Raw genomic sequence first — 22,296 nt, 5'->3', positions numbered from 1 at the left:
CAAGGAGGGAAAATTCGTCGCTATCCTATACCAAAATGCGACAATAGGGGGCGATTGTGAGATGTTTTTTTCATTGAATTTGCTTATACGGCAACGATTGCGTTTCACGATCAGGCACTACGTAAACGTTAAACTAGTGAAAAGGGAAAGGCATGTCCGGAATTGAAGCGGTATTTTTTGACTGTGACGGTACGCTGGTAGACAGTGAAGTGATCTGTTCCCGCGCCTACGTCGCAATGTTCCAGGAATTCGGTATCACGCTCGATCTCGACGATATTTTTAAACGCTTCAAGGGCGTAAAACTGTACGAAATCATTGATATCATTAATAAGGAGCATGGGGCTACCCTGGCGAAAGCTGATTTAGAACCCGTCTACCGCGCCGAGGTCGCACGCCTGTTCGATTCAGAACTGGAGGTGATTCCTGGGGCAAATGCGCTACTGGACAGCATGACAGTGCCGATGTGCGTAGTCTCTAACGGTCCGGTCAGCAAAATGCAGCACTCACTGGGTAAACTCGGCATGCTGCACCATTTTCCGGAAAAACTGTACAGCGGCTATGACATCCAGCGCTGGAAGCCCGATCCGGCGCTAATGTTCCATGCGGCAAAAGCGATGAACGTTAACGTAGAGAATTGCATTCTGGTAGATGACTCTTCTGCGGGCGCGCAGTCTGGTATTGATGCAGGCATGGAGGTGTTCTATTTCTGCGCCGATCCGCATAACAAACCTATCGATCACCCCAGGGTGACCACCTTTACCGATCTGGCGCAATTACCGGAACTGTGGAAAGCGCGTGGGTGGAATATTACGCGTTGATAAAAAAGCCGGATGGCGCTCGCGCTTATCCGGCCTATAAGCTCCATGGTTTTGTAGGGCGGGTAAGCGAGGCGCCACCCGTCAAAAAATCACTCTTTCGGATCTTTACCCGCCAGTAGCTTATCCAGCTCATCGCCGCCCACGTGACGGAAATCCTGGCCCTTCACAAAGTAGAAGATGTATTCGCAAATATTCTGGCAGCGGTCACCGATACGCTCGATTGAGCGAGCACAGAACAGCGCGGTCAATACGCTCGGAATGGTGCGAGAATCTTCCATCATGTAAGTCATCAGTTGACGCACAATACCTTCGTATTCCTGGTCAACTTTCTTGTCTTCACGGTAGATACGCACCGCTTCGTCCAGATCCATCCGCGCAAACGCATCCAGCACGTCATGCAGCATCTGTACGGTATGACGTCCGAGCGATTCCAGGCTTACTAACAGCGGCTGGTGCTGCTGGGAAAATTTCTCCAGCGCAGTACGACAGATTTTATCCGCCACGTCACCAATACGTTCCAGTTCGGCGATGGTTTTGATAATCGCCATCACCAGGCGCAGGTCACTCGCCGTCGGCTGGCGCTTCGCGATGATGCGAACACAGGCTTCATCGATCGCCACTTCCATCATGTTGACGTGCTTATCGCCATCAATAACGCGCTTCGCCAGTTCGCTGTCCTGATTGTGCATCGCGGTGATGGCGTCAGAAAGCTGCTGCTCAACCATACCGCCCATCGTCATAACCTGGGTGCGGATGCTTTCCAGTTCGGCATTGAACTGACCGGAAATGTGTTTATTAAGGTTTAAGTTGTCCATCTTTTCTCCAGATGCCCGGGCATATCAACCGTAGCGACCAGTAATATAATCTTCAGTTTGTTTTTTCGCGGGCTTGGTGAACAGATCGTCCGTGTTACTGAACTCAATCAACTCGCCCAGATACATAAACGCCGTATGGTCAGAACAACGCGCAGCCTGTTGCATGTTGTGGGTCACGATCACCACGGTGTAATCCTGTTTAAGCTCAGTGATCAGCTCTTCAATACGCCCCGTTGAGATGGGATCCAGCGCTGAACATGGCTCATCCAACAGCAACACTTCCGGGCGAATGGCGATCCCCCGCGCAATACACAGACGCTGCTGCTGGCCACCGGAGAGAGAATACCCACTCTGGTGCAGTTTATCCTTGGTTTCATTCCATAATGCGGCCTTGGTCAACGCCCATTGCACGCGCTCGTCCATATCCGTACGGGATAGCTTCTCAAACAGACGCACACCAAAAGCGATGTTGTCGTAAATGGACATTGGGAACGGCGTAGGCTTCTGGAATACCATGCCCACTTTGGCGCGCAGCAGTGCGATATCCTGGGTGTTGGTGAGGATGTTGTCGCCATCCAGCAGGATTTCCCCTTCCGCACGCTGTTCCGGATACAGTTCAAACATCTTGTTGAACGTACGCAGCAACGTCGATTTACCGCAGCCAGAAGGCCCGATAAACGCTGTCACCTGGTTCTTTGCGATATCCAGATTGATATTCTTCAGGGCATGGAATTTGCCGTAGTAGAAGTTCAAATCACGAACCTGAATTTTACCCGGGGCAGTATCAACCATACTCATTTCACTCTTTTCCTCATTCGGCGTCGCATCCGCCACGCCGTAAATTTTGCCTGATGGCGCGCAGCTTTCAGGCCTACAAAAGGTACAACCGTAGGCCGGATAAGGCGATTACGCCGCCATCCGGCAAGTCGTCTTAACCGTGTTTACGCTTAGCGAAAATAACGCGCGCCAGAATGTTCAGCAGCAGAACACACAGCGTGATAATCAGTACCCCGGCCCAGGCCAGTTGCTGCCATTCCGCAAACGGACTCATCGCAAATTTAAAGATGGTGACCGGCAGGTTAGCAATCGGCTGCATCATGTCGGTACTCCAGAACTGGTTGGAGAGCGCGGTAAACAGCAGCGGGGCGGTTTCACCTGCGATACGCGCAATCGCCAGCAGGATACCGGTCATGATCCCGGAGACAGACGCTTTCAGCGTAATCGCGGAGATCATTTTCCACTTCGGCGTTCCCAGCGCATAGGCTGCTTCACGCAGACTGTCCGGCACCAGCTTCAACATGTTTTCAGTGGTTCGAATCACGATAGGCACCTGCAACAGCGCCAGCGCAATCACGCCCGCCCAACCGGAGAAGTGCTCCATCTGCGCGACCACGATGGTGTAGACGAACAGACCGACCACGATAGACGGTGCGGAGAGCAGAATGTCGTTGATGAAACGAATCACTTCCGCGAGCCAGGATTTACGGCCATATTCTGCCAGATAGATCCCCGCCATAATTCCCAGCGGCGTACCAAACACGGTCGCCCAGAGGATTAACAGGCCGCTGCCCGCCAGGGCATTCGCCAGCCCGCCGCCCGCCGTGTTGGGCGGAGGCGTCATTTCAGTGAACAGCGCCAACGACATCCCATCAATACCGCGGGTTATCGTCGACATCAGGATCCAGATAAGCCAGAACAAACCAAACGCCATTGTCGCCATAGAGAGCGTCAACGCGATGCGGTTTTTCATCCGGCGCTTAGCCTGCATTTTACGGCGGGATTCAGCCAGTTCTGCGGTAGTTTGCATGTCAAGCGTTGCCATTAGCGCGCCCCCTCGTTCTTCGCAAGGCGCATAATCATCAACTTAGATGCAGCCAGCACAATGAAGGTAATCACAAACAGAATCAGGCCCAGCTCCATCAACGCGGCAACGTGCAGACCGGATTCGGCTTCCGCGAATTCATTCGCCAGCGCAGAAGTAATGCTGTTGCCTGGCATATACAGCGAGACGCTGTCGAGCTGGTAGGTGTTACCGATAATGAACGTAACCGCCATCGTTTCACCCAGCGCGCGACCTAAGCCCAGCATGATGCCGCCAATCACGCCATTTTTGGTGAACGGCAGCACGATGCGCCAGATAACCTCCCAGGTAGTACAGCCGATACCGTAGGCGGACTCTTTCATCATCACTGGCGTTTGTTCGAACACATCACGCATCACCGCCGCAATGTACGGAATGATCATGATGGCGAGGATCACGCCTGCCGCCAGAATACCGATACCAAACGCCGGACCAGAGAACAGGGCGCCAACAAACGGAATGTTGGAAAGAATATTCCCGACCGGTTCCTGGAACCAGGTGGCGAACAGCGGAGCAAAGATGAACAACCCCCACATGCCGTACACGATACTCGGAATGGCTGCCAGTAGTTCAATAGCGATACCCAACGGGCGACGTAGCCAGCCAGGTGCAAGTTCAGTCAGAAACAGGGCAATACCAAAGCTCACCGGAACGGCAATCAGCAGGGCGATAAAGGAGGTGACCAGCGTGCCATAAATAGGCACCAGCGCGCCGTAAATATCGTTTGGCGCGTCCCACTCCTTGGTCCACAGGAAGGAGAAACCGAATTTCTCAATGCTGGGCCAGGAGGAGATGATCAGAGAGACAATAATGCCACCTAACATCAATAGCACAATCAGCGCAGCCAGTTTGACCAGCGCGCTGAATATCATGTCACCCTTTTTACCCGGTGGGTTAAAAGCAGGCTTGGTTGCAGCCATAAATCACTCTTTCCATTAAACGCGTTTACGAAATTGCCCCAACCGGATGGCGCTACGCTTATCCGGCCTATAAAGCGGGCCTACATTCGGAACTGTAGGGCGGATAAGCGTAGCGCCATCCGCCAATTCGTCAAAGATATTCTATTAGTAAAGGGCTTTACCGCTGCTATCCTTCACATTGGTCTTCCATGCGGCACGAATCTGCTCAACCACACTGTCCGGCAGGCTGGCGTAATCCAGGTCGTTAGCCTGTTTGCCGCCATTTTTGTAAGCCCAGTCGAAGAATTTCAGCACTTCAGCACCCTGCTCAGGTTTCTTCTGCTCTTTGTGAACCAGGATGAAGGTCGTGGACGTAATCGGCCACGCATCATCTCCTTTCTGGTTCGTCAGATCCTGGGCGAAAGATTTACTCCAGTCAGCGCCTTTTGCCGCGTTAGCGAAGTTCTCTTCCGTCGGACTTACCGGCTTGCCATCCGCAGAGACCAGTTTGGTGTAAGCCAGGTTATTCTGCTTAGCATAGGCGTATTCAACGTAGCCGATTGAGCCCGGCAGACGCTGTACGAACGCGGCGATACCGTCGTTACCTTTACCGCCCAGACCGGTCGGCCAGTTAACCGTTGAGCCTGCGCCCACTTTGGTTTTCCACTCTTCGTTCACTTTTGCCAGATAGCTGGTGAAAACGAACGAAGTACCGGAACCATCAGCACGACGCACAACGGCGATATTCTGAGAAGGCAGTTTTACACCCGGATTCAGTTTGGTGATGGCTTCATCATCCCACTTTTTGATTTTACCCAGATAGATATCACCCAGGGTTTTCCCATCCAGCACCAGTTCGCCAGACTTCAGACCCGGAATGTTCACCGCCAGCACCACGCCGCCGATCACGGTCGGGAACTGGAACAGACCTTCCTGATTCAGTTTTTCGTCAGACAGCGGCGCATCAGAGGCACCGAAATCAACGGTATTTGCGGTAATTTGTTTTACGCCACCGGAGGAGCCGATACCCTGGTAGTTCACTTTACTACCGGTCTCTTTCTGATAAGTATCCGCCCATTTGGCATACACTGGCGCAGGAAAAGTTGCACCTGCACCTGTCAGACTTGCTGCTGCGAATGCAGAGAAAGCACTCATCGATAAGGTCGCGGCGACAACAGTTGCGACAGTGGTACGCATAACTTTCATAATGTCTCCTGCACGATTTTCGTAAATCATTGTTAAGTGGCTACGATGAGCAAAATAGGACAAACAGGTGACAGTTAAATGTACGAAATATGACAGTTTTATGACAATGCAAATCTCACTGAAAAACAAAACAAATTTTTGTTTTTAATCAGTGTGTTAAATAGCCATATGACAACGGTATTTCAGAAAAATTTTCTTTATATGACACTGAAAAAAGTAGCTGAAGATGACGATTTGTCACAATAAAACGGCAGGATAATTGATTAAAAACAGAGCGGGAGCAAAAAAATGCCCCGCTTTCGCAGGGCATAAATGTGTTACTCGACGGTAACCGATTTTGCCAGGTTACGCGGCTGATCCACGTCGGTGCCTTTAATCAGCGCCACGTGATAGGCCAGCAGTTGCAGCGGAACGGTGTAGAAAATAGGCGCAATCACCTCTTCCACATGCGGCATCTCAATGATGTGCATGTTATCGCTGCTGACAAAACCAGCGTCCTGATCGGCGAAGACATACAACTGGCCGCCACGGGCGCGCACTTCTTCGATATTGGACTTCAGTTTTTCCAGCAGTTCGTTGTTCGGTGCCACAACAATCACCGGCATATCAGCATCAATAAGCGCCAGCGGGCCGTGTTTCAGCTCACCTGCCGCATAGGCTTCGGCATGAATGTAGGAAATCTCTTTCAGCTTCAGTGCGCCTTCCAGGGCGATCGGATACTGGTCGCCACGTCCCAGGAACAGCGCGTGATGTTTGTCAGAGAAATCTTCCGCCAGGGCTTCAATACGTTTGTCCTGAGAAAGCATTTGCTCAATACGGCTAGGCAGCGCCTGCAGACCGTGAACAATGTCATGCTCAATTGACGCATCAAGACCTTTCAGACGCGCCAGTTTCGCCACCAGCATCAGCAGAACGGTCAACTGAGTGGTGAAGGCTTTTGTTGAAGCCACACCGATTTCCGTCCCGGCATTGGTCATCATCGCCAGATCCGATTCACGCACTAGGGAAGAACCCGGAACGTTACAAATGGCGAGTGAACCCAGATAGCCCAGCTCTTTTGACAGACGCAGGCCCGCCAGCGTATCGGCCGTTTCACCGGACTGAGAAAGGGTAATCATCAGGCTGTTGCGGCGCACAGCAGATTTACGGTAGCGGAATTCAGAAGCGATTTCGACATCGCACGGAATGCCTGCCAGAGATTCAAACCAGTAGCGAGAAACCATCCCGGAGTTGTAGGACGTCCCGCAGGCGATGATCTGGATATGCTCAACCTGGGACAGCAGTTCGTTGGCTTTCGGTCCCAGCTCGCTTAAATCCACTTCACCGTGACTAATGCGCCCGGTCAGGGTGTTTTTAATCGCGTTTGGCTGTTCGTAGATCTCTTTTTGCATATAGTGGCGATAAATACCTTTATCACCGGCGTCATATTGCAGATTGGATTCGATATCCTGACGCTTCACGTCTTCGCCATTTTTATCAAAAATCGCGACGGAACGACGGGTCACTTCCGCAATATCCCCTTCTTCAAGGAAGATAAAGCGACGAGTCACTGGCAGCAGTGCCAACTGATCGGAGGCGATAAAGTTTTCACCCATGCCAAGCCCGATAACCAATGGGCTACCTGAACGCGCTGCCAGCAGCGTATCCGGATGGCGGGTGTCCATAATGACAGTACCGTACGCACCGCGTAATTGCGGGATGGCGCGCAGAACTGCATCACGTAATGTCCCCCCCTGTTTCAGTTCCCAGTGCACTAAGTGAGCAATCACTTCGGTGTCGGTTTCAGAAACGAAGGTGTAGCCGCGCGCTTTCAGCTCTTCGCGCAGCGGTTCGTGGTTTTCGATGATACCGTTATGTACCACCACAATATGTTCAGAAACATGCGGATGCGCGTTTGCTTCTGAAGGCTCGCCGTGAGTCGCCCAGCGGGTATGAGCAATCCCTGTGCCACCGTGCAGCGGATGTTCTTCCGCCGCCTGAGACAGCATTTGTACTTTGCCCAGACGACGCAGACGGGTCATATGACCTTCCGCATCCACCACCGCCAGTCCCGCAGAGTCATAACCACGGTATTCCAGACGACGTAAACCTTCGAGAAGGATTTCAGCTACATCACGTTGCGCGATTGCGCCAACAATTCCACACATAGTTTTTTATTTCCGAATCAAGGCATTATGCCTGTCGTTGTCTTTCGACCTGTTTCCCCTTCGTCTTTCACTCCGTAGCGGCGTTGGCTACAGCGCGAAATACTTTGGGTAATGCCCGTATTTTCGGGCGCCCCGAGCCTTGTAGAGAGTGGGGTTATTTTTATGGGTACTGCTTGTGGGGGGAGATATATATTTATCTCCTCTCCCGGGTTTGCCTGATGACGGCTACGCCTTATCAGGCCTACTCAATCGTAGGGCGGGTAAGCGTAGCGCCACCCGCCTTGTTGTTACTTTTTCTTCACCGGGCGTTTCCAGCCCTGCTTGCTGACCTGCGGAACGCGGCTCAACACCAGCTCGTTCTCGGCCACATCGCGCGTTACGGTTGTTCCGGCGGCGATGGTCACCCCGTTACCCACGGTAACAGGTGCCACCAGCTGCGTATCGGATCCAACAAACACATCATCACCGATGATGGTTTTAAACTTATTCGCGCCGTCATAGTTACAGGTGATAGTTCCTGCACCAATATTCACGTTATTGCCAATTTCCGCATCGCCCAGGTAGCTGAGATGACCGGCTTTCGAGCCTTTCCCCAGGCGCGCTTTTTTCATTTCAACGAAGTTGCCAACGTGAGCGCCTTCCATTAACTCAGCCCCCGGACGCAAACGGGCAAACGGTCCAATGGTACAAGCCGCTTCCAGGTGCGCATCTTCCACCACGCTGTACGGACTGATTTCACAGTCATCGCCGATCACACTGTTTTTGATGACGCAGCCGGCACCAATCTTCACGCGATCGCCCAGGGCGACATGACCTTCGATGATAACGTTAGTATCAATTTCAACATCGCGCCCGTGAACGAGCGTACCGCGCAGATCAAACCGTGCCGGATCGCGCAGCATTACACCCGCCAGCAGCAATTTTTCAGCCTGTTCTGACTGATATACGCGCTCCAGACGGGAAAGTTGCAGGCGGTTATTCACGCCTTCCACTTCACTCAGACGATCCGGGTGAACCGCCGCGATTTCACGCCCTTCCTGGTACGCCATCGCAATAATGTCGGTGATGTAGTATTCACCCTGCGCGTTGTTGTTGGTCAGTTTTGACAGCCAGCGTTTCATGTCCGCACCGTTGGCAATCAGGATCCCGGTGTTAATTTCCTGAATCTGACGCTGTTCTTCGCTGGCATCTTTGTGCTCAACGATACCGGTGACTTTGCCGTTTTGACGCGTAATACGACCATATCCGCTGGGGTCGTCCAGCTTGACGGTAAGCAAGCCAATCCCACCCTGCGGCTTTGCATCACGCAGGCGCTGTAGTGTTTCAGTGGAGATCAGCGGTACATCGCCGTAGAGCATTAAAATGTCTTCGTCATCGCCAAAGAAAGGCGCTGCCTGCTGCATAGCATGACCGGTTCCCAACTGCTCAGCCTGTAAAACCCAGTTAAGGTTGTCCTCTTTCAGGGTATTTTTAAGCAGATCGCCACCGTGACCATAGACCAGATGCACCTGAGATGCGCCTAATTCATTAGCTGCATCAATCACATGCTGAACCATCGCTTTCCCGGCAAGGGTGTGCAATACCTTAGGAAGATCCGAATACATACGCGTGCCTTTGCCAGCGGCAAGGATCACAACGCTCATAGCTTTATTCAACATACGCGTCCTGACTGTAATTTGAGAACGAATTTATACTGTTTCACATTGAAAATACTACATTTTTTTCAGCGTGAAATGGGCAGAGGATAAAACGTGCAATCACAGATTTTCCTCAACGGAATATAGAGACATTTTCGTCCATTCGCGCGGCTTTTGTCTTCTGAAAAGTCACTCCAGAGAGTGATTAACGCGGCAGGTTAATGTTTTTGCTCTTTTTTTGATTCATAAAGAAAGATGACGCAACAGTACAAAAATAGCAGGCAAAAAAAACCAGCCTGAAGTCAGACTGGTTTTTATGTTTTCAAGCCGGTGTTACATCGCTTTTTTGGTCAACTCGATAACGCGCAGTTTAGCGATCGCTTTGGCCAGTTCCGCAGACGCCTGAGCGTAATCCACGTCACCATGAGAGCTCTTAATGTGCTCTTCAGCCTTACGTTTCGCTTCCAGGGCTCGCGCTTCGTCGAGATCCTGGCCGCGAATCGCGGTATCAGCCAGTACGGTCACGTTGCCAGGCTGCACTTCAAGAATGCCGCCGGACAGATAGATAAACTCTTCATGACCGTGCTGTTTAACGATGCGAATCATACCAGGCTTAATGGCGGTGAGCAGCGGGGCGTGACCCGGGTAAATTCCCAGTTCACCTTCGCTACCCGTTACCTGGATTTTCTCGACCAGACCAGAGAACATTTGTTGCTCTGCGCTGACGACGTCCAGGTGGTAAGTCATTGCCATATCACCCTCCGATTAAGGCGTTAAAGTTTTTTGGCTTTTTCCACGGCTTCGTCGATGGAACCGACCATGTAGAACGCCTGCTCCGGCAGGTGATCGTATTCGCCTTCCATGATGCCTTTAAAGCCACGGATGGTGTCTTTCAGGGAGACGTATTTACCCGGAGAACCGGTAAATACTTCTGCCACGAAGAACGGCTGGGACAGGAAGCGCTGAATCTTACGCGCGCGAGCTACCACCAGTTTGTCTTCTTCAGACAGTTCATCCATACCCAGGATGGCGATGATGTCTTTCAGTTCCTGGTAACGTTGCAGGATAGACTGTACGCCACGCGCGGTGTCGTAGTGCTCCTGACCAACCACCAGCGGATCCAACTGACGGCTGGTGGAATCCAGCGGGTCAACGGCCGGGTAGATACCCAGAGACGCGATCTGACGGCTCAGTACCACGGTTGCATCCAGGTGAGCAAAGGTGGTGGCTGGAGATGGGTCTGTCAAGTCATCCGCAGGTACGTATACCGCCTGAACGGAGGTGATAGAACCGGTTTTGGTTGAGGTGATACGTTCCTGCAGAACGCCCATCTCTTCCGCCAGAGTCGGCTGATAACCTACCGCTGAAGGCATACGACCCAGCAGCGCGGATACTTCCGTACCGGCCAGGGTATAACGATAGATGTTATCGACGAACAGCAGTACGTCACGACCTTCGTCACGGAATTTCTCCGCCATGGTCAGGCCGGTCAGTGCAACGCGCAGACGGTTTCCCGGCGGCTCGTTCATCTGGCCATACACCAGGGATACTTTATCGATAACGTTGGAGTCGGTCATTTCGTGGTAGAAGTCGTTACCCTCACGAGTACGTTCACCTACGCCCGCAAACACAGAGTAACCGGAGTGCTCGATCGCGATGTTACGGATCAGCTCCATCATGTTTACGGTTTTACCTACGCCCGCACCACCGAACAGACCGACTTTACCGCCCTTCGCGAACGGACACATCAGGTCGATAACTTTGATACCGGTTTCCAGCAGTTCCTGAGAGTTAGACAACTCTTCATAGGACGGTGCTGCGCGGTGGATAGCCCAACGCTCTTCTTCACCGATGTCGCCTTTCATGTCGACGGGCTCGCCCAGTACGTTCATGATACGGCCCAGTGTGGCTTTACCTACCGGGACTTCAATCGGGTGCTCAAGGTCTTTTACGTCAAGACCACGACGCAGACCGTCAGAAGAACCCATTGCGATGGTACGTACGATACCGCCGCCGAGCTGTTGCTGAACTTCCAGCACCAGACGCTCATTACCATTTTGCACCTCAAGAGCATCGTACACGCGCGGTACGGCATCCTGAGGGAATTCGACGTCAACTACGGCGCCGATTACCTGGACAATTTTTCCAGTAGCCATCTTGAATCCTCTACGAATTAACCTGGTTATACCGCGGATGCACCACCGACAATTTCGGTGAGTTCCTGAGTAATGCTGGCCTGACGAGCTTTGTTGTATACCAACTGCAGCTCTTTAATCAGGCTGCCGCCATTGTCGGTAGCGGCTTTCATCGCCACCATACGTGCGGCCTGCTCGCTGGCCAGGTTTTCTACCACGCCCTGATAAACCTGAGATTCCACATAACGACGCAGGAGGGTATCCAGCAGCGCTTTCGGATCGGGTTCATACAGGTAATCCCAGGACTTACGTTTCAAATCATCATCTTCTGAAGCCGGTAACGGCAGCAGTTGAGTGATCGTCGGAACCTGAGACATGGTGTTTATAAATTTGTTGCTGACAATATACAGCTTGTCCAGACGGCCTTCATCGTAGGCCTGCAACATCACTTTAACCGGGCCGATCAGTTCGGACAGAGAAGGGTTATCCCCCATGCCTGTCACCTGAGCAACAACATTGCCGCCCACGGAATTAAAGAAAGAGACCCCTTTAGAGCCGATCATTGCGAGTTCGCACTGAACGCCTTTATCGGACCAGGCTTTCATATCCGCCAGCAGTTTTTTGAACAGGTTAATGTTCAAACCACCGCACAAACCACGGTCGGTCGACACCACCAGGTAGCCCACGCGTTTAACGTCGCGTTCTTCCAGGTAAGGGTGCTTATATTCCAGATTACCGTTCGCAAGGTGACCAATCACTTTGCGCATGGTCTCTGCATAAGGACGGCTGGCCGCCATGCGATCCTGCGATTTACGCATTTTGGAAGCGGCGACCATCTCCATCGCTTTAGTGATCTTCTGCGTGTTCTGGACGCTTGCGATCTTACTACGTATCTCTTTTGCGCCGGCCATGAGCTTCTCCTCAATGCCTTGCGGCCTGTCCTAAGACAAGCCGCCAGACGTTACCAGGACTGGGTTGCTTTGAAGGAATCGAGGATGCCTTTCAGCTTGCCTTCGATTTCGTCGTTATAGCCACCGGACTGGTTGATCTCTTGCATCAGCGGAGCGTGATCACGGTCAACGTAAGCCAGCAGAGCGGCTTCGAAACTACCGATTTTCGCCAGTTCTACATCAGCCAGGTAACCACGTTCTGCTGCGAACAGAACCAGAGACTGCTGCGCTACAGACATCGGCGCATACTGTTTCTGTTTCAGCAACTCGGTCACTTTCTGACCGTGGTCCAGCTGCTTACGGGTTGCATCGTCAAGATCGGATGCAAACTGAGAGAACGCCGCCAGTTCACGATACTGTGCCAGTGCGGTACGAATACCACCGGACAGTTTCTTCATGATCTTGGTCTGCGCTGCGCCACCCACACGGGATACGGAGATACCCGGGTTAACCGCAGGACGAATACCTGAGTTAAACAGGTTGGTTTCCAGGAAGATCTGACCATCGGTAATGGAAATTACGTTGGTCGGAACGAACGCAGAAACGTCACCCGCCTGGGTTTCGATGATCGGCAGAGCGGTCAAAGAACCGGTTTTCCCTTTCACTTCACCTTTGGTGAAAGCTTCAACATATTCCACGTTGACACGTGCAGCACGCTCCAGCAGACGAGAGTGGAGATAGAATACGTCGCCCGGGAATGCTTCACGTCCTGGAGGACGACGGAGCAGCAGGGAGATCTGACGGTATGCGACAGCCTGTTTAGACAGGTCATCATAAATAATCAGCGCATCTTCGCCACGGTCACGGAAGTATTCACCCATCGCACAACCGGCATATGGTGCCAGGTATTGCAGTGCAGCGGATTCGGACGCGGTAGCAACCACAACGATGGTGTTTTGCAGGGCGCCGTGCTCTTCCAGTTTACGTACCACGTTAGAAATGGTGGACGCTTTCTGGCCGATAGCGACGTATACGCATTTGATGCCGGAGTCACGCTGGTTGATGATGGCGTCGATAGCCAGAGCGGTTTTACCGGTCTGACGGTCACCGATGATCAATTCACGCTGACCACGACCGATTGGGATCATGGAGTCAACGGCTTTATAACCGGTCTGAACCGGCTGATCGACGGACTGACGTTCGATTACGCCCGGTGCGATAGCTTCGACAGCAGAGAAGCCGTCGTGCTCAACCGGACCTTTACCATCAATTGGCGCACCCAGCGTGTTAACCACGCGACCCAGCAGGCCACGGCCAACCGGAACTTCCAGGATACGACCCGTACATTTCACTTTCATGCCTTCGGCAAGGTCAGCGTACGGACCCATAACAACCGCACCTACGGAGTCGCGCTCCAGGTTCAGTGCGATAGCGTAACGGTTACCCGGCAGGGAGATCATTTCACCCTGCATACAATCGGCCAGGCCGTGTACGCGGATAACACCGTCACTTACAGAAACAATAGTACCTTCGTTGTGAGCTTCACTCACAACATTGAACTGAGCAATGCGCTGCTTGATCAGTTCGCTGATTTCGGTGGAATTCAGTTGCATGCTCCAGTCCCCTTAAGACTGCAAGACGTCTGCAAGGCGTTCAAGACGGCCGCGTACGCTGCCATCAATGACCATATCACCCGCACGGATGATTACGCCTGCCATTACAGACTTATCAATTTTGCAATTCAGCTTAACTTTGCGTGACAGACGTTTTTCCATCGCAGCGCTAATTTTCGCAAGCTGTTCTTCACTCAGTTCGGTCGCGGAAGTGACTTCTACCTCAGAGGTAGACTCACTCGCGGCACGCAGGTGAATAAACTGCTCAAGAACATCCGGGAGCGCGTTCAGACGGTTATTCTCAGCCATGACCTTAATCAGGTTCTGACCATTTTCGTCCAGTTGCTCACCGCAAACTGCGATAAACGACGCGGCGAGCGTTTCCGGCGCCAGTGCGCCTGAGAGAAGCTCTGCCATTTGTTCGTTCTTCGTTACCTCGGCGGCAAACGCCAGCATATCCTGCCAGCGCTCTACACTTTGGTGTTCGACCGCAAAGTCAAAAGCTGCTTTGGCGTAGGGGCGAGCTACCGTAACAAATTCAGACATCGGCCCCTCCCTCCTTACAGTTCAGCGACAAGTTTATCCACGATGTCGCTGTTAGCAGCTTCATCCACGGAACGTTCGATGATCTTCTCGGCGCCAGCAACAGCCAGGATAGCAACTTGCTTACGCAGCTCTTCACGGGCACGTTTACGCTCGGCTTCAATTTCCGCCTGCGCCTGTGCCACGATTTTAGTACGTTCCTGCTCTGCTTCCGTTTTGGCTTCGTCCAGGATCTGAGCGCGACGTTTGTTCGCCTGCTCGATGATTACCTGAGCTTCCGCCTTCGCTTTTTTCAGCTGGTCGGTCGCGCTGGCCTTTGCAAGGTCAAGATCCTTGTGTGCTCGTTCAGCAGAAGCGAGACCGTCAGCAATTTCTTTTTGACGCTTCTCGATGGCAGCCATTAACGGCGGCCATACATACTTCATGCAGAACAGAACGAACAGGACAAACGCGATGGCCTGGCCGAGGATTGTTGCGTTAAGATTCACAGCACAATGCCTCTATCTAGTTAACGTTCTGATATTGCTCTTAATTCAAGCAACGCTTACTACGCGACAGCGAACATCACGTACAGACCCAGACCTACAGCGATCATCGGGATAGCATCCACCAGACCCATAACGATAAAGAACTGAGTACGCAGCAGAGGAATCAGATCAGGTTGACGCGCTGCGCCTTCCAGGAATTTACCCCCGAGGATGCCGATACCGATCGCAGCACCGATTGCCGCCAGACCCATCATCACAGCGGCAGCCATGTACAGCAGATCCATATTCAGGTTTTCCATGACAGTCTCCAGTTTGTTTCAGTTAAAACGTAGTAGTGTTGGTAAATTAATGCTCTTCAGACGCCATCGACAGATAGACAATCGTCAGAACCATGAAGATGAAGGCTTGCAGCGTAATAATCAGGATGTGGAAAATGGCCCACGGCACATTCAGAATCCACTGTGACCACCACGGCAACAGACCAGCAATCAGAATGAAAATCAGCTCACCGGCATACATGTTGCCGAACAGTCGCAGACCGAGAGAGACCGGTTTGGACAGCAGGCTTACCCCTTCAAGGATTAAGTTGACAGGGATGAATGCCCAGTGATTGAACGGCTGCAGCGTCAACTCTTTCGTGAAGCCACTGATGCCTTTCATTTTGATGCTGTAGAACAGAATGAGGATAAATACGCCGAGCGCCATGGACAGGGTAATGTTCACGTCAGCAGACGGAACCACACGCAGTGCTGGCAGACCGAGGATATGCTCGCCAATGTAAGGCAGCAGGTCGATTGGCAGTAAGTCCATCAGGTTCATCAGGAATACCCAGACGAAGATCGTCAGGGCCAGCGGCGCAATCAGCTTGCTTTTGCCATGGTACATGTCTTTCACGCTACCATGCACAAAGCCGATTATCAGCTCAATCGCGGTCTGAAATTTACCTGGTACGCCGCTGGTTGCCTTTTTGGCCACACTACGGAACATAAGCAGGAACAACAGACCCAGAACCACCGAGAAAAACATGGAGTCAATATTGAGCGTCCAGAAGGTGGCTGGGGGGTTATACGGATCCACCAGCGAGAATGTACGCAGGTCCAACTGAAGGTTGTTCAGATGGTGACCTATGTAATCCTGCGGCGTCATATTTTCTGAAGCCATGATGCCTTTTACCCTTTGTTGTTAATTACAGCCGGCGCCAGTATCTGAACCACCAGCACCAAAACCCACGTAACGATGAGCGGCAAAAATACCGCCTTCAAAACCGCCAACGCCACCACCAGCAAAATCAACATCGCTAACACCTTGAAGGCTTCGCCGAAAGCGAACGTCCAGGCCACTCGGCCCTTAGCAGTTGTATGCGCCTGGTGACGCCAGGCAAATATCATAAACAACATGTTAGGCAGAAAGACTGCCATACCTCCGCATAATGCGGAAGTGCCCCAGAAGGGGTCTTTGAGGCTAAACAGCAATCCACTTGCTACTACCGTCAGAAACTGAATGAACAGAAGCTTACGAGCAACGTTTCGACTCAAGAGCGACACAGACATCACGTTTTTAACTCCTGCTCCCTTCGAGGTATGCCGCGTGTCGTATAAAACGTTCTTTAAGGCTTAGAGTCAAGCATCAAAAAGCGGTCAAATTATACGGTGCGCCCTCGTGATTTCAAACAATAAGTAGCTAAAAGGTGAATAAATGTTTAAATATTTTTCCCTGGCCCACATTTATGACTTTTAGCCAAACTGTGAACGATCATGCAAAACTGCAAATGGCGCGTAAATACTGGCGTTAAAGCGTGCTTCAGATCACATATTGGGCATATTCGCCCCGGCAGTATTTATTTACTTGGCAAATGATGCCTTTTCAACTTTCTGATATTTAAGCCTAAAATTACTCACTGTTTTAAAAACGACTGCTTACACTTCAAAAACCCGCTATTGACATTTTTAATAATTTTTTAACATCAATAAGTGGTTCGTAGCCTGCATTTTTAGCAGACTGATATTTTCAATGCTGACTTAATCGAAAAATGCCACGTAGCTATGTTGATAATAGACGGTAAACGTGGCGTTAAGTGTAACGAGTTATATCACGGGAAAAGCCCCTGGGTTGTAACAAGTTACAGAGCCATTTTTTTCTACTCTTTTTGATAAAAATTAAATTTTGTTTGGCTTAATCACCACCAGATGACGCTCGCCCTCCAGTTGTGGCACCTGTAATTTCACTACCTCATCGACACGAAACGCAGAGGGAAGCGATGCAATTTCCTCTTCCGGCAACTGGCCTTTCAGCGCATAAAAACAGCCCTTCTCACCCGGCAAGTGATGACACCACTCCACCATATCTTTCAGTGAGGCAAATGCACGGCTAATAACGCCATCAAACGGCGGCTCAGCAGGAAACGCCTCCACACGGCTCTGCACCGGCGTGATGTTAGTAAGCGCAAGCTCATGCTGAACCTGGCGTAAAAATCGCACTCGCTTGCCCAGACTGTCGAGCAACGTGAAATGAGATTCGGGACGAACGATAGACAGCGGAACCCCCGGTAGACCAGGCCCAGTACCAACGTCAATAAATCGCGTTCCCTGCAAATGCGGCGCAACCACAATGCTATCGAGAATATGGCGAACCAGCATCTCGTTGGGGTCGCGAACAGAGGTCAGGTTGTACGCCTTGTTCCATTTGTTCAGCATATCGACATAGGCCACCAGCAGGTTTTTCTGGTGATCGGTGAGCGAAATACCAGCCTGATCCAGCAGACGAGAGAGTTTATTGAGCACGTGAATACCTGTTTAGACATGATTTGCCCGGAGGATGTCCACCGGGCAATTTTCAACACATTAAGCGCTGCGGCGCAGCATACCCTGTTTTTTCAGCCATACCAGCAAAATGGAGATAGCGGCGGGCGTCACGCCAGAGATACGCGATGCCTGTCCGATTGAAACCGGTTTGTGATCGTTCAGTTTGGCGATCACTTCGTTCGACAGGCCAGAAACCTGGCGGTAATCCAGGGTTGCAGGCAACAGCGTATTTTCATTGCGCAGTTGCTTTTCGATCTCATCCTGCTGACGAGCGATGTAACCTTCGTATTTGACCTGAATTTCCACCTGTTCGGCAGCCTGTACATCAACCAGACCCGGCGCAAATGGCGTCAGTGCCGTAAGTTGCGCGTAAGTCATTTCCGGACGGCGTAACAGATCTTCGCCGCTGGCCTCACGCGATAGCGGCGCGGTAAGGTGAGCGTTCACTTCGTCGGCAGATTCCGCGGTCGGCGTCACCCAGGTGGATTTCAGGCGCTGGCGTTCCCGTTCGATGTTCTCAAGTTTCTCGTTGAAACGCGCCCAACGCACGTCATCCACCAGACCCAGCTCACGGCCCATTTCGGTCAGACGCAGATCGGCGTTGTCTTCACGTAGCATCAGGCGGTATTCAGCACGCGAGGTAAACATACGATACGGTTCTTTGGTTCCCAGTGTACACAGATCATCCACCAGCACCCCCAGATAAGCCTGAGAACGCGCTGGCGCCCAGCCCTCTTTGTCTGCGGAGAGACGAGCCGCGTTGAGTCCGGCAAGTAACCCCTGCGCAGCGGCTTCTTCATAACCTGTGGTGCCGTTGATTTGTCCGGCAAAGAACAGACCCTGGATAAATTTGCTTTCCAGCGTTGGCTTCAGGTCGCGCGGATCGAAGAAATCATATTCAATCGCATAACCCGGACGAACGATTTTCGCGTTTTCCATCCCCTGCATTGAGCGGACGATTTGCATTTGCACATCGAAAGGCAGGCTGGTGGAGATGCCATTCGGATAAATTTCGTTAGAGGTTAATCCTTCTGGCTCCAGGAAGATCTGGTGCTGGTTTCTGTCGGCAAAGCGCATCACTTTGTCTTCGATCGACGGACAATAGCGTGGGCCGATCCCTTCGATCACACCCGCGTACATCGGGCTACGATCGAGGTTATTGCGGATCACGTCATGGGTTTTCTCATTGGTATACGTGATATAGCACGGTACCTGCTGTGGGTGCTGGGCAGAGTTTCCCATAAACGAGAAGACCGGCATAGGGGTATCGCCATGCTGCTGCGCCAGTACGCTGAAGTCGATAGTGCGCGCATCGATTCGTGGCGGCGTGCCGGTTTTAAGACGGCTGACCCGTAGCGGCAGCTCACGCAGACGGCGAGAAAGTGGAATGGACGGCGGATCGCCAGCACGGCCACCGCTGTAGTTATCCAGACCAATATGAATTTTGCCGTCCAGGAAGGTCCCGACGGTGAGTACAACGGCTTTAGCACGGAATTTCAATCCCATCTGGGTAACGGCGCCAACGACACGATCGTTTTCAACAATCAGATCTTCAACCGCCTGCTGGAAGATCATCAGATTGGGTTGATTCTCCAGCGCAGTCCGCACAGCCTGACGATACAGTACACGATCCGCCTGAGCGCGGGTGGCGCGAACCGCCGGACCTTTGCTGGCGTTTAGTATCCTAAACTGAATACCGGCCTGATCGATCGCCTTTGCCATCAGTCCGCCAAGTGCATCCACTTCTTTTACCAGGTGTCCTTTCCCAATACCGCCAATTGCCGGGTTGCAGCTCATCTGTCCCAGGGTGTCGATATTGTGTGTCAAAAGCAGGGTTTGTTGACCCATACGCGCTGCGGCCATCGCGGCCTCAGTGCCTGCATGACCCCCGCCAATGATGATGACGTCAAAAGGATCCGGATAAAACATGGTAATTGCCTCGCATAACGCGGTGTGAAAATGGATTGAAGCCCGGGCGGTGGATTCTACTCAACTTTAGTCGATGGAGAAAGTCCCGGGATCCTGGGTATTAAAAAGAAGATCTTTTTATTTAGAGATCTGTTCTATTGTGATCTCTTATTAGGATCGCCACTGGCTGTGGATAAGCCGGATCCACCTATTAAGATCAATACGTTGGTAAGGATCATTAGCTGTGAATGATCGGTGATCCTGGTCCGTATAAGCTGGGATCAGAATGAAGGGTTATACACAACTCAAAAACTGAACAACGGTTATTCTTTGGATAACTACTGGTTGATCCAAGCTTTCCACCAGACTTATCCACACTCGATCGCTCGATCTTTACACTTATTTGAGTAAATTAATCCAGGATCCCAGCCAGGCTTCCGCTGGATCTTCCGGAATATCGTGTTCCAGGATGTTGATCCGGAGCGTTTCGCCAATCTGTTTGGCTCCTGAATTTTTCAGTTCTGCTTCTATTTTCTCTATAGCGCCACAGAAAGTGTCATATTCACGACTACCGATACCGATCGCACCAAAACGCACCTGCGACAGATCGGGGTTCTGAGACTGAAGATCTTCATAGAAAGGGACAAGGTTATCTGGAATATCTCCCGCACCATGCGTGGAACTGATAACCAGCCAGAGCCCGGATGCGGAGAGATCGTCTAACAGCGGGCCATGCAGGGTTTCAGTCGAAAAACCGGCATCCTCCAGCTTTTCAGCCAGGTGTTCTGCAACATATTCAGCGCCGCCGAGGGTGCTGCCGCTAATAAGAGTTATGTCAGCCATACGAGCCCATCCTGTTAAAGAAGGGCTATTGTACGCTGTGAGTGAGCTGGGATCTACCTGTGGAAAAATGTGGGATTAAAAATGGCGATCACGGCTTAATGGTACGCATGATAGGGTTTTGCAGAACGATCAGCGTCTCGGTGGATTGTATTTCATCAATTGTTTGGATCTTGTTGATAAGTACATGCTGGAGCGCATCGATCGATCGGCACATGACTTTAATAAAGATACTGTAGTGGCCCGTGGTGTAGTACGCCTCGGTGACTTCATCCAGACTTTCCAGTCTGGCCAGTGCCGAAGGATAGTCCTTGGCGCTTTTAAGAATGATGCCGATAAAGCAGCCAACGTCATAACCCAGTTGCTTCGGGCTGACGTCAATGCGTGCGCCGGTGATGATCCCCGCCTGTTTCATCTTTTCTACACGAACGTGAATCGTCCCCGGGCTGACGCCAAACTGTTTCGCCAGTTCGGCGTAGGCGGTACGGGCATTTTCCATTAAGGCATCCAGAATGCCGCGGTCCAGATTGTCGATCTGATAATTTTCCATAGGTTTTTCTTATGTGTATTAATGATTCACTCTATTTTAGCGGCTAATTTTAACGAATCAAAATCGAATTCGGCTTTTTGTTTGTTGATTATTGAATGTTACCCCCTTTCTGTTGCTTAATCATAGGCAACAGGACGCAGGAGTAAAAAAATGAAAACCGCTTACATTGCCAAACAACGCCAAATTAGCTTCGTGAAATCTCACTTCTCTCGTCAACTGGAGGAGCGTCTGGGTCTGATTGAAGTCCAGGCACCGATCCTCAGCCGTGTAGGGGATGGCACGCAGGATAACTTGTCGGGCTGTGAAAAAGCGGTGCAGGTAAAAGTGAAAGCGCTGCCAGATGCTCAGTTCGAAGTGGTGCATTCACTGGCGAAATGGAAACGTCAAACGCTGGGACAACACGACTTCAGCGCGGGCGAAGGGCTCTACACGCACATGAAAGCCCTGCGCCCGGATGAAGACAGACTTTCTCCGCTCCATTCGGTCTATGTCGATCAGTGGGACTGGGAACGTGTGATGGGCGACGGTGAGCGTCAGTTCTCCACTCTGAAAAGCACGGTAGAGGCTATCTGGGCGGGAATTAAAGCGACCGAAGCCGCAGTGAGTGAAGAGTTTGGTCTGGCACCGTTCCTGCCAGAGCAGATCCACTTTGTTCATAGTCAGGAATTACTGAGCCGTTATCCGGGTCTTGATGCCAAAGGTCGCGAACGTGCGATCGCCAAAGAATTAGGCGCGGTTTTCCTCGTGGGGATCGGCGGCAAGCTCAGCGACGGTCATCGCCATGATGTTCGCGCGCCGGACTATGATGACTGGAGTTCCGCATCCGATCTCGGTTATGCCGGTCTGAACGGCGATATTCTGGTCTGGAACCCGGTACTGGAAGATGCGTTTGAACTCTCTTCCATGGGGATCCGTGTGGATGCCGACGCGCTGAAACATCAGCTCCGTCTGACCGGCGATGAAGATCGTCTGAGTCTGGAATGGCACCAGGCGCTGCTGCGCGGTGAAATGCCGCAAACTATCGGCGGCGGCATTGGCCAGTCTCGTCTGACCATGCTACTGCTGCAACTGCCGCACATTGGCCAGGTACAGTGCGGTGTATGGCCTTCAGAGGTTCGCGAAAGCGTCGCTTCTCTGCTGTAATC

The 22,296-nt window shown here is 51.8% G+C and carries 22 protein-coding genes; 2 read left to right on the top strand and 20 right to left on the bottom strand.

The features are described from left to right. The first annotated feature begins 152 nt into the window (after window positions 1–152). Window positions 153–818, top strand: a complete 666-nt coding sequence (gene yieH / locus WB371_RS20460; protein WP_336221873.1) for a 6-phosphogluconate phosphatase — start codon at window positions 153–155, stop codon at window positions 816–818. A gap of 89 nt (window positions 819–907) precedes the next feature. Here the strand turns inward: yieH and phoU are convergent, their stop codons facing one another. From phoU to asnC, 20 genes are all read right to left on the bottom strand, one after another. Next, window positions 908–1,633, bottom strand: a complete 726-nt coding sequence (gene phoU, locus WB371_RS20455; RefSeq protein ID WP_012907987.1) for a phosphate signaling complex protein PhoU — start codon at window positions 1,631–1,633, stop codon at window positions 908–910. A gap of 24 nt (window positions 1,634–1,657) precedes the next feature. Beyond that, on the bottom strand, window positions 1,658–2,431 hold the full coding sequence (gene pstB / locus WB371_RS20450) for a phosphate ABC transporter ATP-binding protein PstB (RefSeq protein ID WP_042323546.1): 774 nt from the start codon (window positions 2,429–2,431) through the stop codon (window positions 1,658–1,660). 133 nt (window positions 2,432–2,564) lie between these two features. Further along, on the bottom strand, window positions 2,565–3,455 hold the full coding sequence (gene pstA, locus WB371_RS20445) for a phosphate ABC transporter permease PstA (RefSeq protein WP_336221872.1): 891 nt from the start codon (window positions 3,453–3,455) through the stop codon (window positions 2,565–2,567). Then, window positions 3,455–4,414, bottom strand: coding sequence for a phosphate ABC transporter permease PstC (gene pstC / locus WB371_RS20440; protein ID WP_336221871.1), 960 nt, complete (start codon window positions 4,412–4,414; stop codon window positions 3,455–3,457). Before pstC ends, pstA begins: the two co-directional genes overlap by 1 nt. A 144-nt stretch (window positions 4,415–4,558) precedes the next feature. Next, window positions 4,559–5,599 (bottom strand): phosphate ABC transporter substrate-binding protein PstS, encoded by a 1,041-nt coding sequence (gene pstS, locus WB371_RS20435; RefSeq protein WP_336221870.1) that lies wholly within the window; start codon window positions 5,597–5,599, stop codon window positions 4,559–4,561. 317 nt (window positions 5,600–5,916) lie between these two features. Continuing rightward, window positions 5,917–7,746 (bottom strand): glutamine--fructose-6-phosphate transaminase (isomerizing), encoded by a 1,830-nt coding sequence (glmS, locus tag WB371_RS20430; protein ID WP_336221869.1) that lies wholly within the window; start codon window positions 7,744–7,746, stop codon window positions 5,917–5,919. A 287-nt stretch (window positions 7,747–8,033) separates the two neighbouring features. Next, window positions 8,034–9,404, bottom strand: coding sequence for a bifunctional UDP-N-acetylglucosamine diphosphorylase/glucosamine-1-phosphate N-acetyltransferase GlmU (gene glmU, locus WB371_RS20425; RefSeq protein ID WP_336221868.1), 1,371 nt, complete (start codon window positions 9,402–9,404; stop codon window positions 8,034–8,036). Between the two features lie 312 nt (window positions 9,405–9,716). Beyond that, window positions 9,717–10,136, bottom strand: coding sequence for a F0F1 ATP synthase subunit epsilon (locus WB371_RS20420; protein WP_001251962.1), 420 nt, complete (start codon window positions 10,134–10,136; stop codon window positions 9,717–9,719). 20 nt (window positions 10,137–10,156) lie between these two features. After that, a complete protein-coding gene (atpD, locus tag WB371_RS20415) occupies window positions 10,157–11,539 on the bottom strand; it encodes a F0F1 ATP synthase subunit beta (protein ID WP_336221867.1) in 1,383 nt (460 codons plus the stop codon). Window positions 11,540–11,565: 26 nt separating this feature from the next. Beyond that, complete coding sequence (atpG, locus tag WB371_RS20410) at window positions 11,566–12,429, bottom strand: F0F1 ATP synthase subunit gamma (RefSeq protein WP_336221866.1); 864 nt, start codon at window positions 12,427–12,429, stop codon at window positions 11,566–11,568. A gap of 50 nt (window positions 12,430–12,479) precedes the next feature. Then, window positions 12,480–14,021, bottom strand: a complete 1,542-nt coding sequence (atpA, locus tag WB371_RS20405) for a F0F1 ATP synthase subunit alpha (protein WP_336221865.1) — start codon at window positions 14,019–14,021, stop codon at window positions 12,480–12,482. A 12-nt stretch (window positions 14,022–14,033) separates the two neighbouring features. Then, the gene (atpH, locus tag WB371_RS20400; protein ID WP_336221864.1) at window positions 14,034–14,567 is read right to left on the bottom strand and encodes a F0F1 ATP synthase subunit delta; all 534 of its coding nucleotides are present in this window, start codon (window positions 14,565–14,567) and stop codon (window positions 14,034–14,036) included. A gap of 14 nt (window positions 14,568–14,581) precedes the next feature. Then, a complete protein-coding gene (atpF, locus tag WB371_RS20395) occupies window positions 14,582–15,052 on the bottom strand; it encodes a F0F1 ATP synthase subunit B (protein ID WP_003023796.1) in 471 nt (156 codons plus the stop codon). 59 nt (window positions 15,053–15,111) lie between these two features. Then, on the bottom strand, window positions 15,112–15,351 hold the full coding sequence (gene atpE, locus WB371_RS20390) for a F0F1 ATP synthase subunit C (RefSeq protein ID WP_000429386.1): 240 nt from the start codon (window positions 15,349–15,351) through the stop codon (window positions 15,112–15,114). A 46-nt stretch (window positions 15,352–15,397) separates the two neighbouring features. Beyond that, window positions 15,398–16,213: a F0F1 ATP synthase subunit A gene (atpB, locus tag WB371_RS20385; RefSeq protein ID WP_336221863.1), complete on the bottom strand. Its 816-nt coding sequence runs from the start codon at window positions 16,211–16,213 to the stop codon at window positions 15,398–15,400. An 8-nt stretch (window positions 16,214–16,221) separates the two neighbouring features. Then, window positions 16,222–16,602: a F0F1 ATP synthase subunit I gene (atpI, locus tag WB371_RS20380; RefSeq protein WP_336221862.1), complete on the bottom strand. Its 381-nt coding sequence runs from the start codon at window positions 16,600–16,602 to the stop codon at window positions 16,222–16,224. Window positions 16,603–17,208: 606 nt separating this feature from the next. Next, complete coding sequence (gene rsmG, locus WB371_RS20375) at window positions 17,209–17,832, bottom strand: 16S rRNA (guanine(527)-N(7))-methyltransferase RsmG (RefSeq protein ID WP_336221861.1); 624 nt, start codon at window positions 17,830–17,832, stop codon at window positions 17,209–17,211. 60 nt (window positions 17,833–17,892) lie between these two features. Beyond that, window positions 17,893–19,782 carry a tRNA uridine-5-carboxymethylaminomethyl(34) synthesis enzyme MnmG gene (mnmG, locus tag WB371_RS20370; RefSeq protein ID WP_336221860.1) on the bottom strand — a complete coding sequence of 630 codons (1,890 nt, stop codon included), beginning with the start codon at window positions 19,780–19,782 and terminating at the stop codon, window positions 17,893–17,895. A 378-nt stretch (window positions 19,783–20,160) separates the two neighbouring features. Beyond that, complete coding sequence (gene mioC, locus WB371_RS20365; RefSeq protein WP_336221859.1) at window positions 20,161–20,604, bottom strand: FMN-binding protein MioC; 444 nt, start codon at window positions 20,602–20,604, stop codon at window positions 20,161–20,163. Window positions 20,605–20,692: 88 nt separating this feature from the next. After that, window positions 20,693–21,151, bottom strand: a complete 459-nt coding sequence (gene asnC, locus WB371_RS20360; protein WP_042323573.1) for a transcriptional regulator AsnC — start codon at window positions 21,149–21,151, stop codon at window positions 20,693–20,695. 150 nt (window positions 21,152–21,301) lie between these two features. Here asnC and asnA point away from each other — a divergent pair, with 150 nt between their 5' ends. Further along, on the top strand, window positions 21,302–22,294 hold the full coding sequence (gene asnA, locus WB371_RS20355; protein WP_336221858.1) for an aspartate--ammonia ligase: 993 nt from the start codon (window positions 21,302–21,304) through the stop codon (window positions 22,292–22,294). The last annotated feature ends 2 nt before the right edge of the window (window positions 22,295–22,296 follow it).

It is taken from the genome of Citrobacter amalonaticus, assembly GCF_037053465.1.
Taxonomy (GTDB): Bacteria; Pseudomonadota; Gammaproteobacteria; order Enterobacterales; family Enterobacteriaceae; genus Citrobacter_A; species Citrobacter_A amalonaticus_H.
Note: the sequence above shows the minus strand (reverse complement) of the source record. Positions and strands in the feature narration are given on the sequence as shown.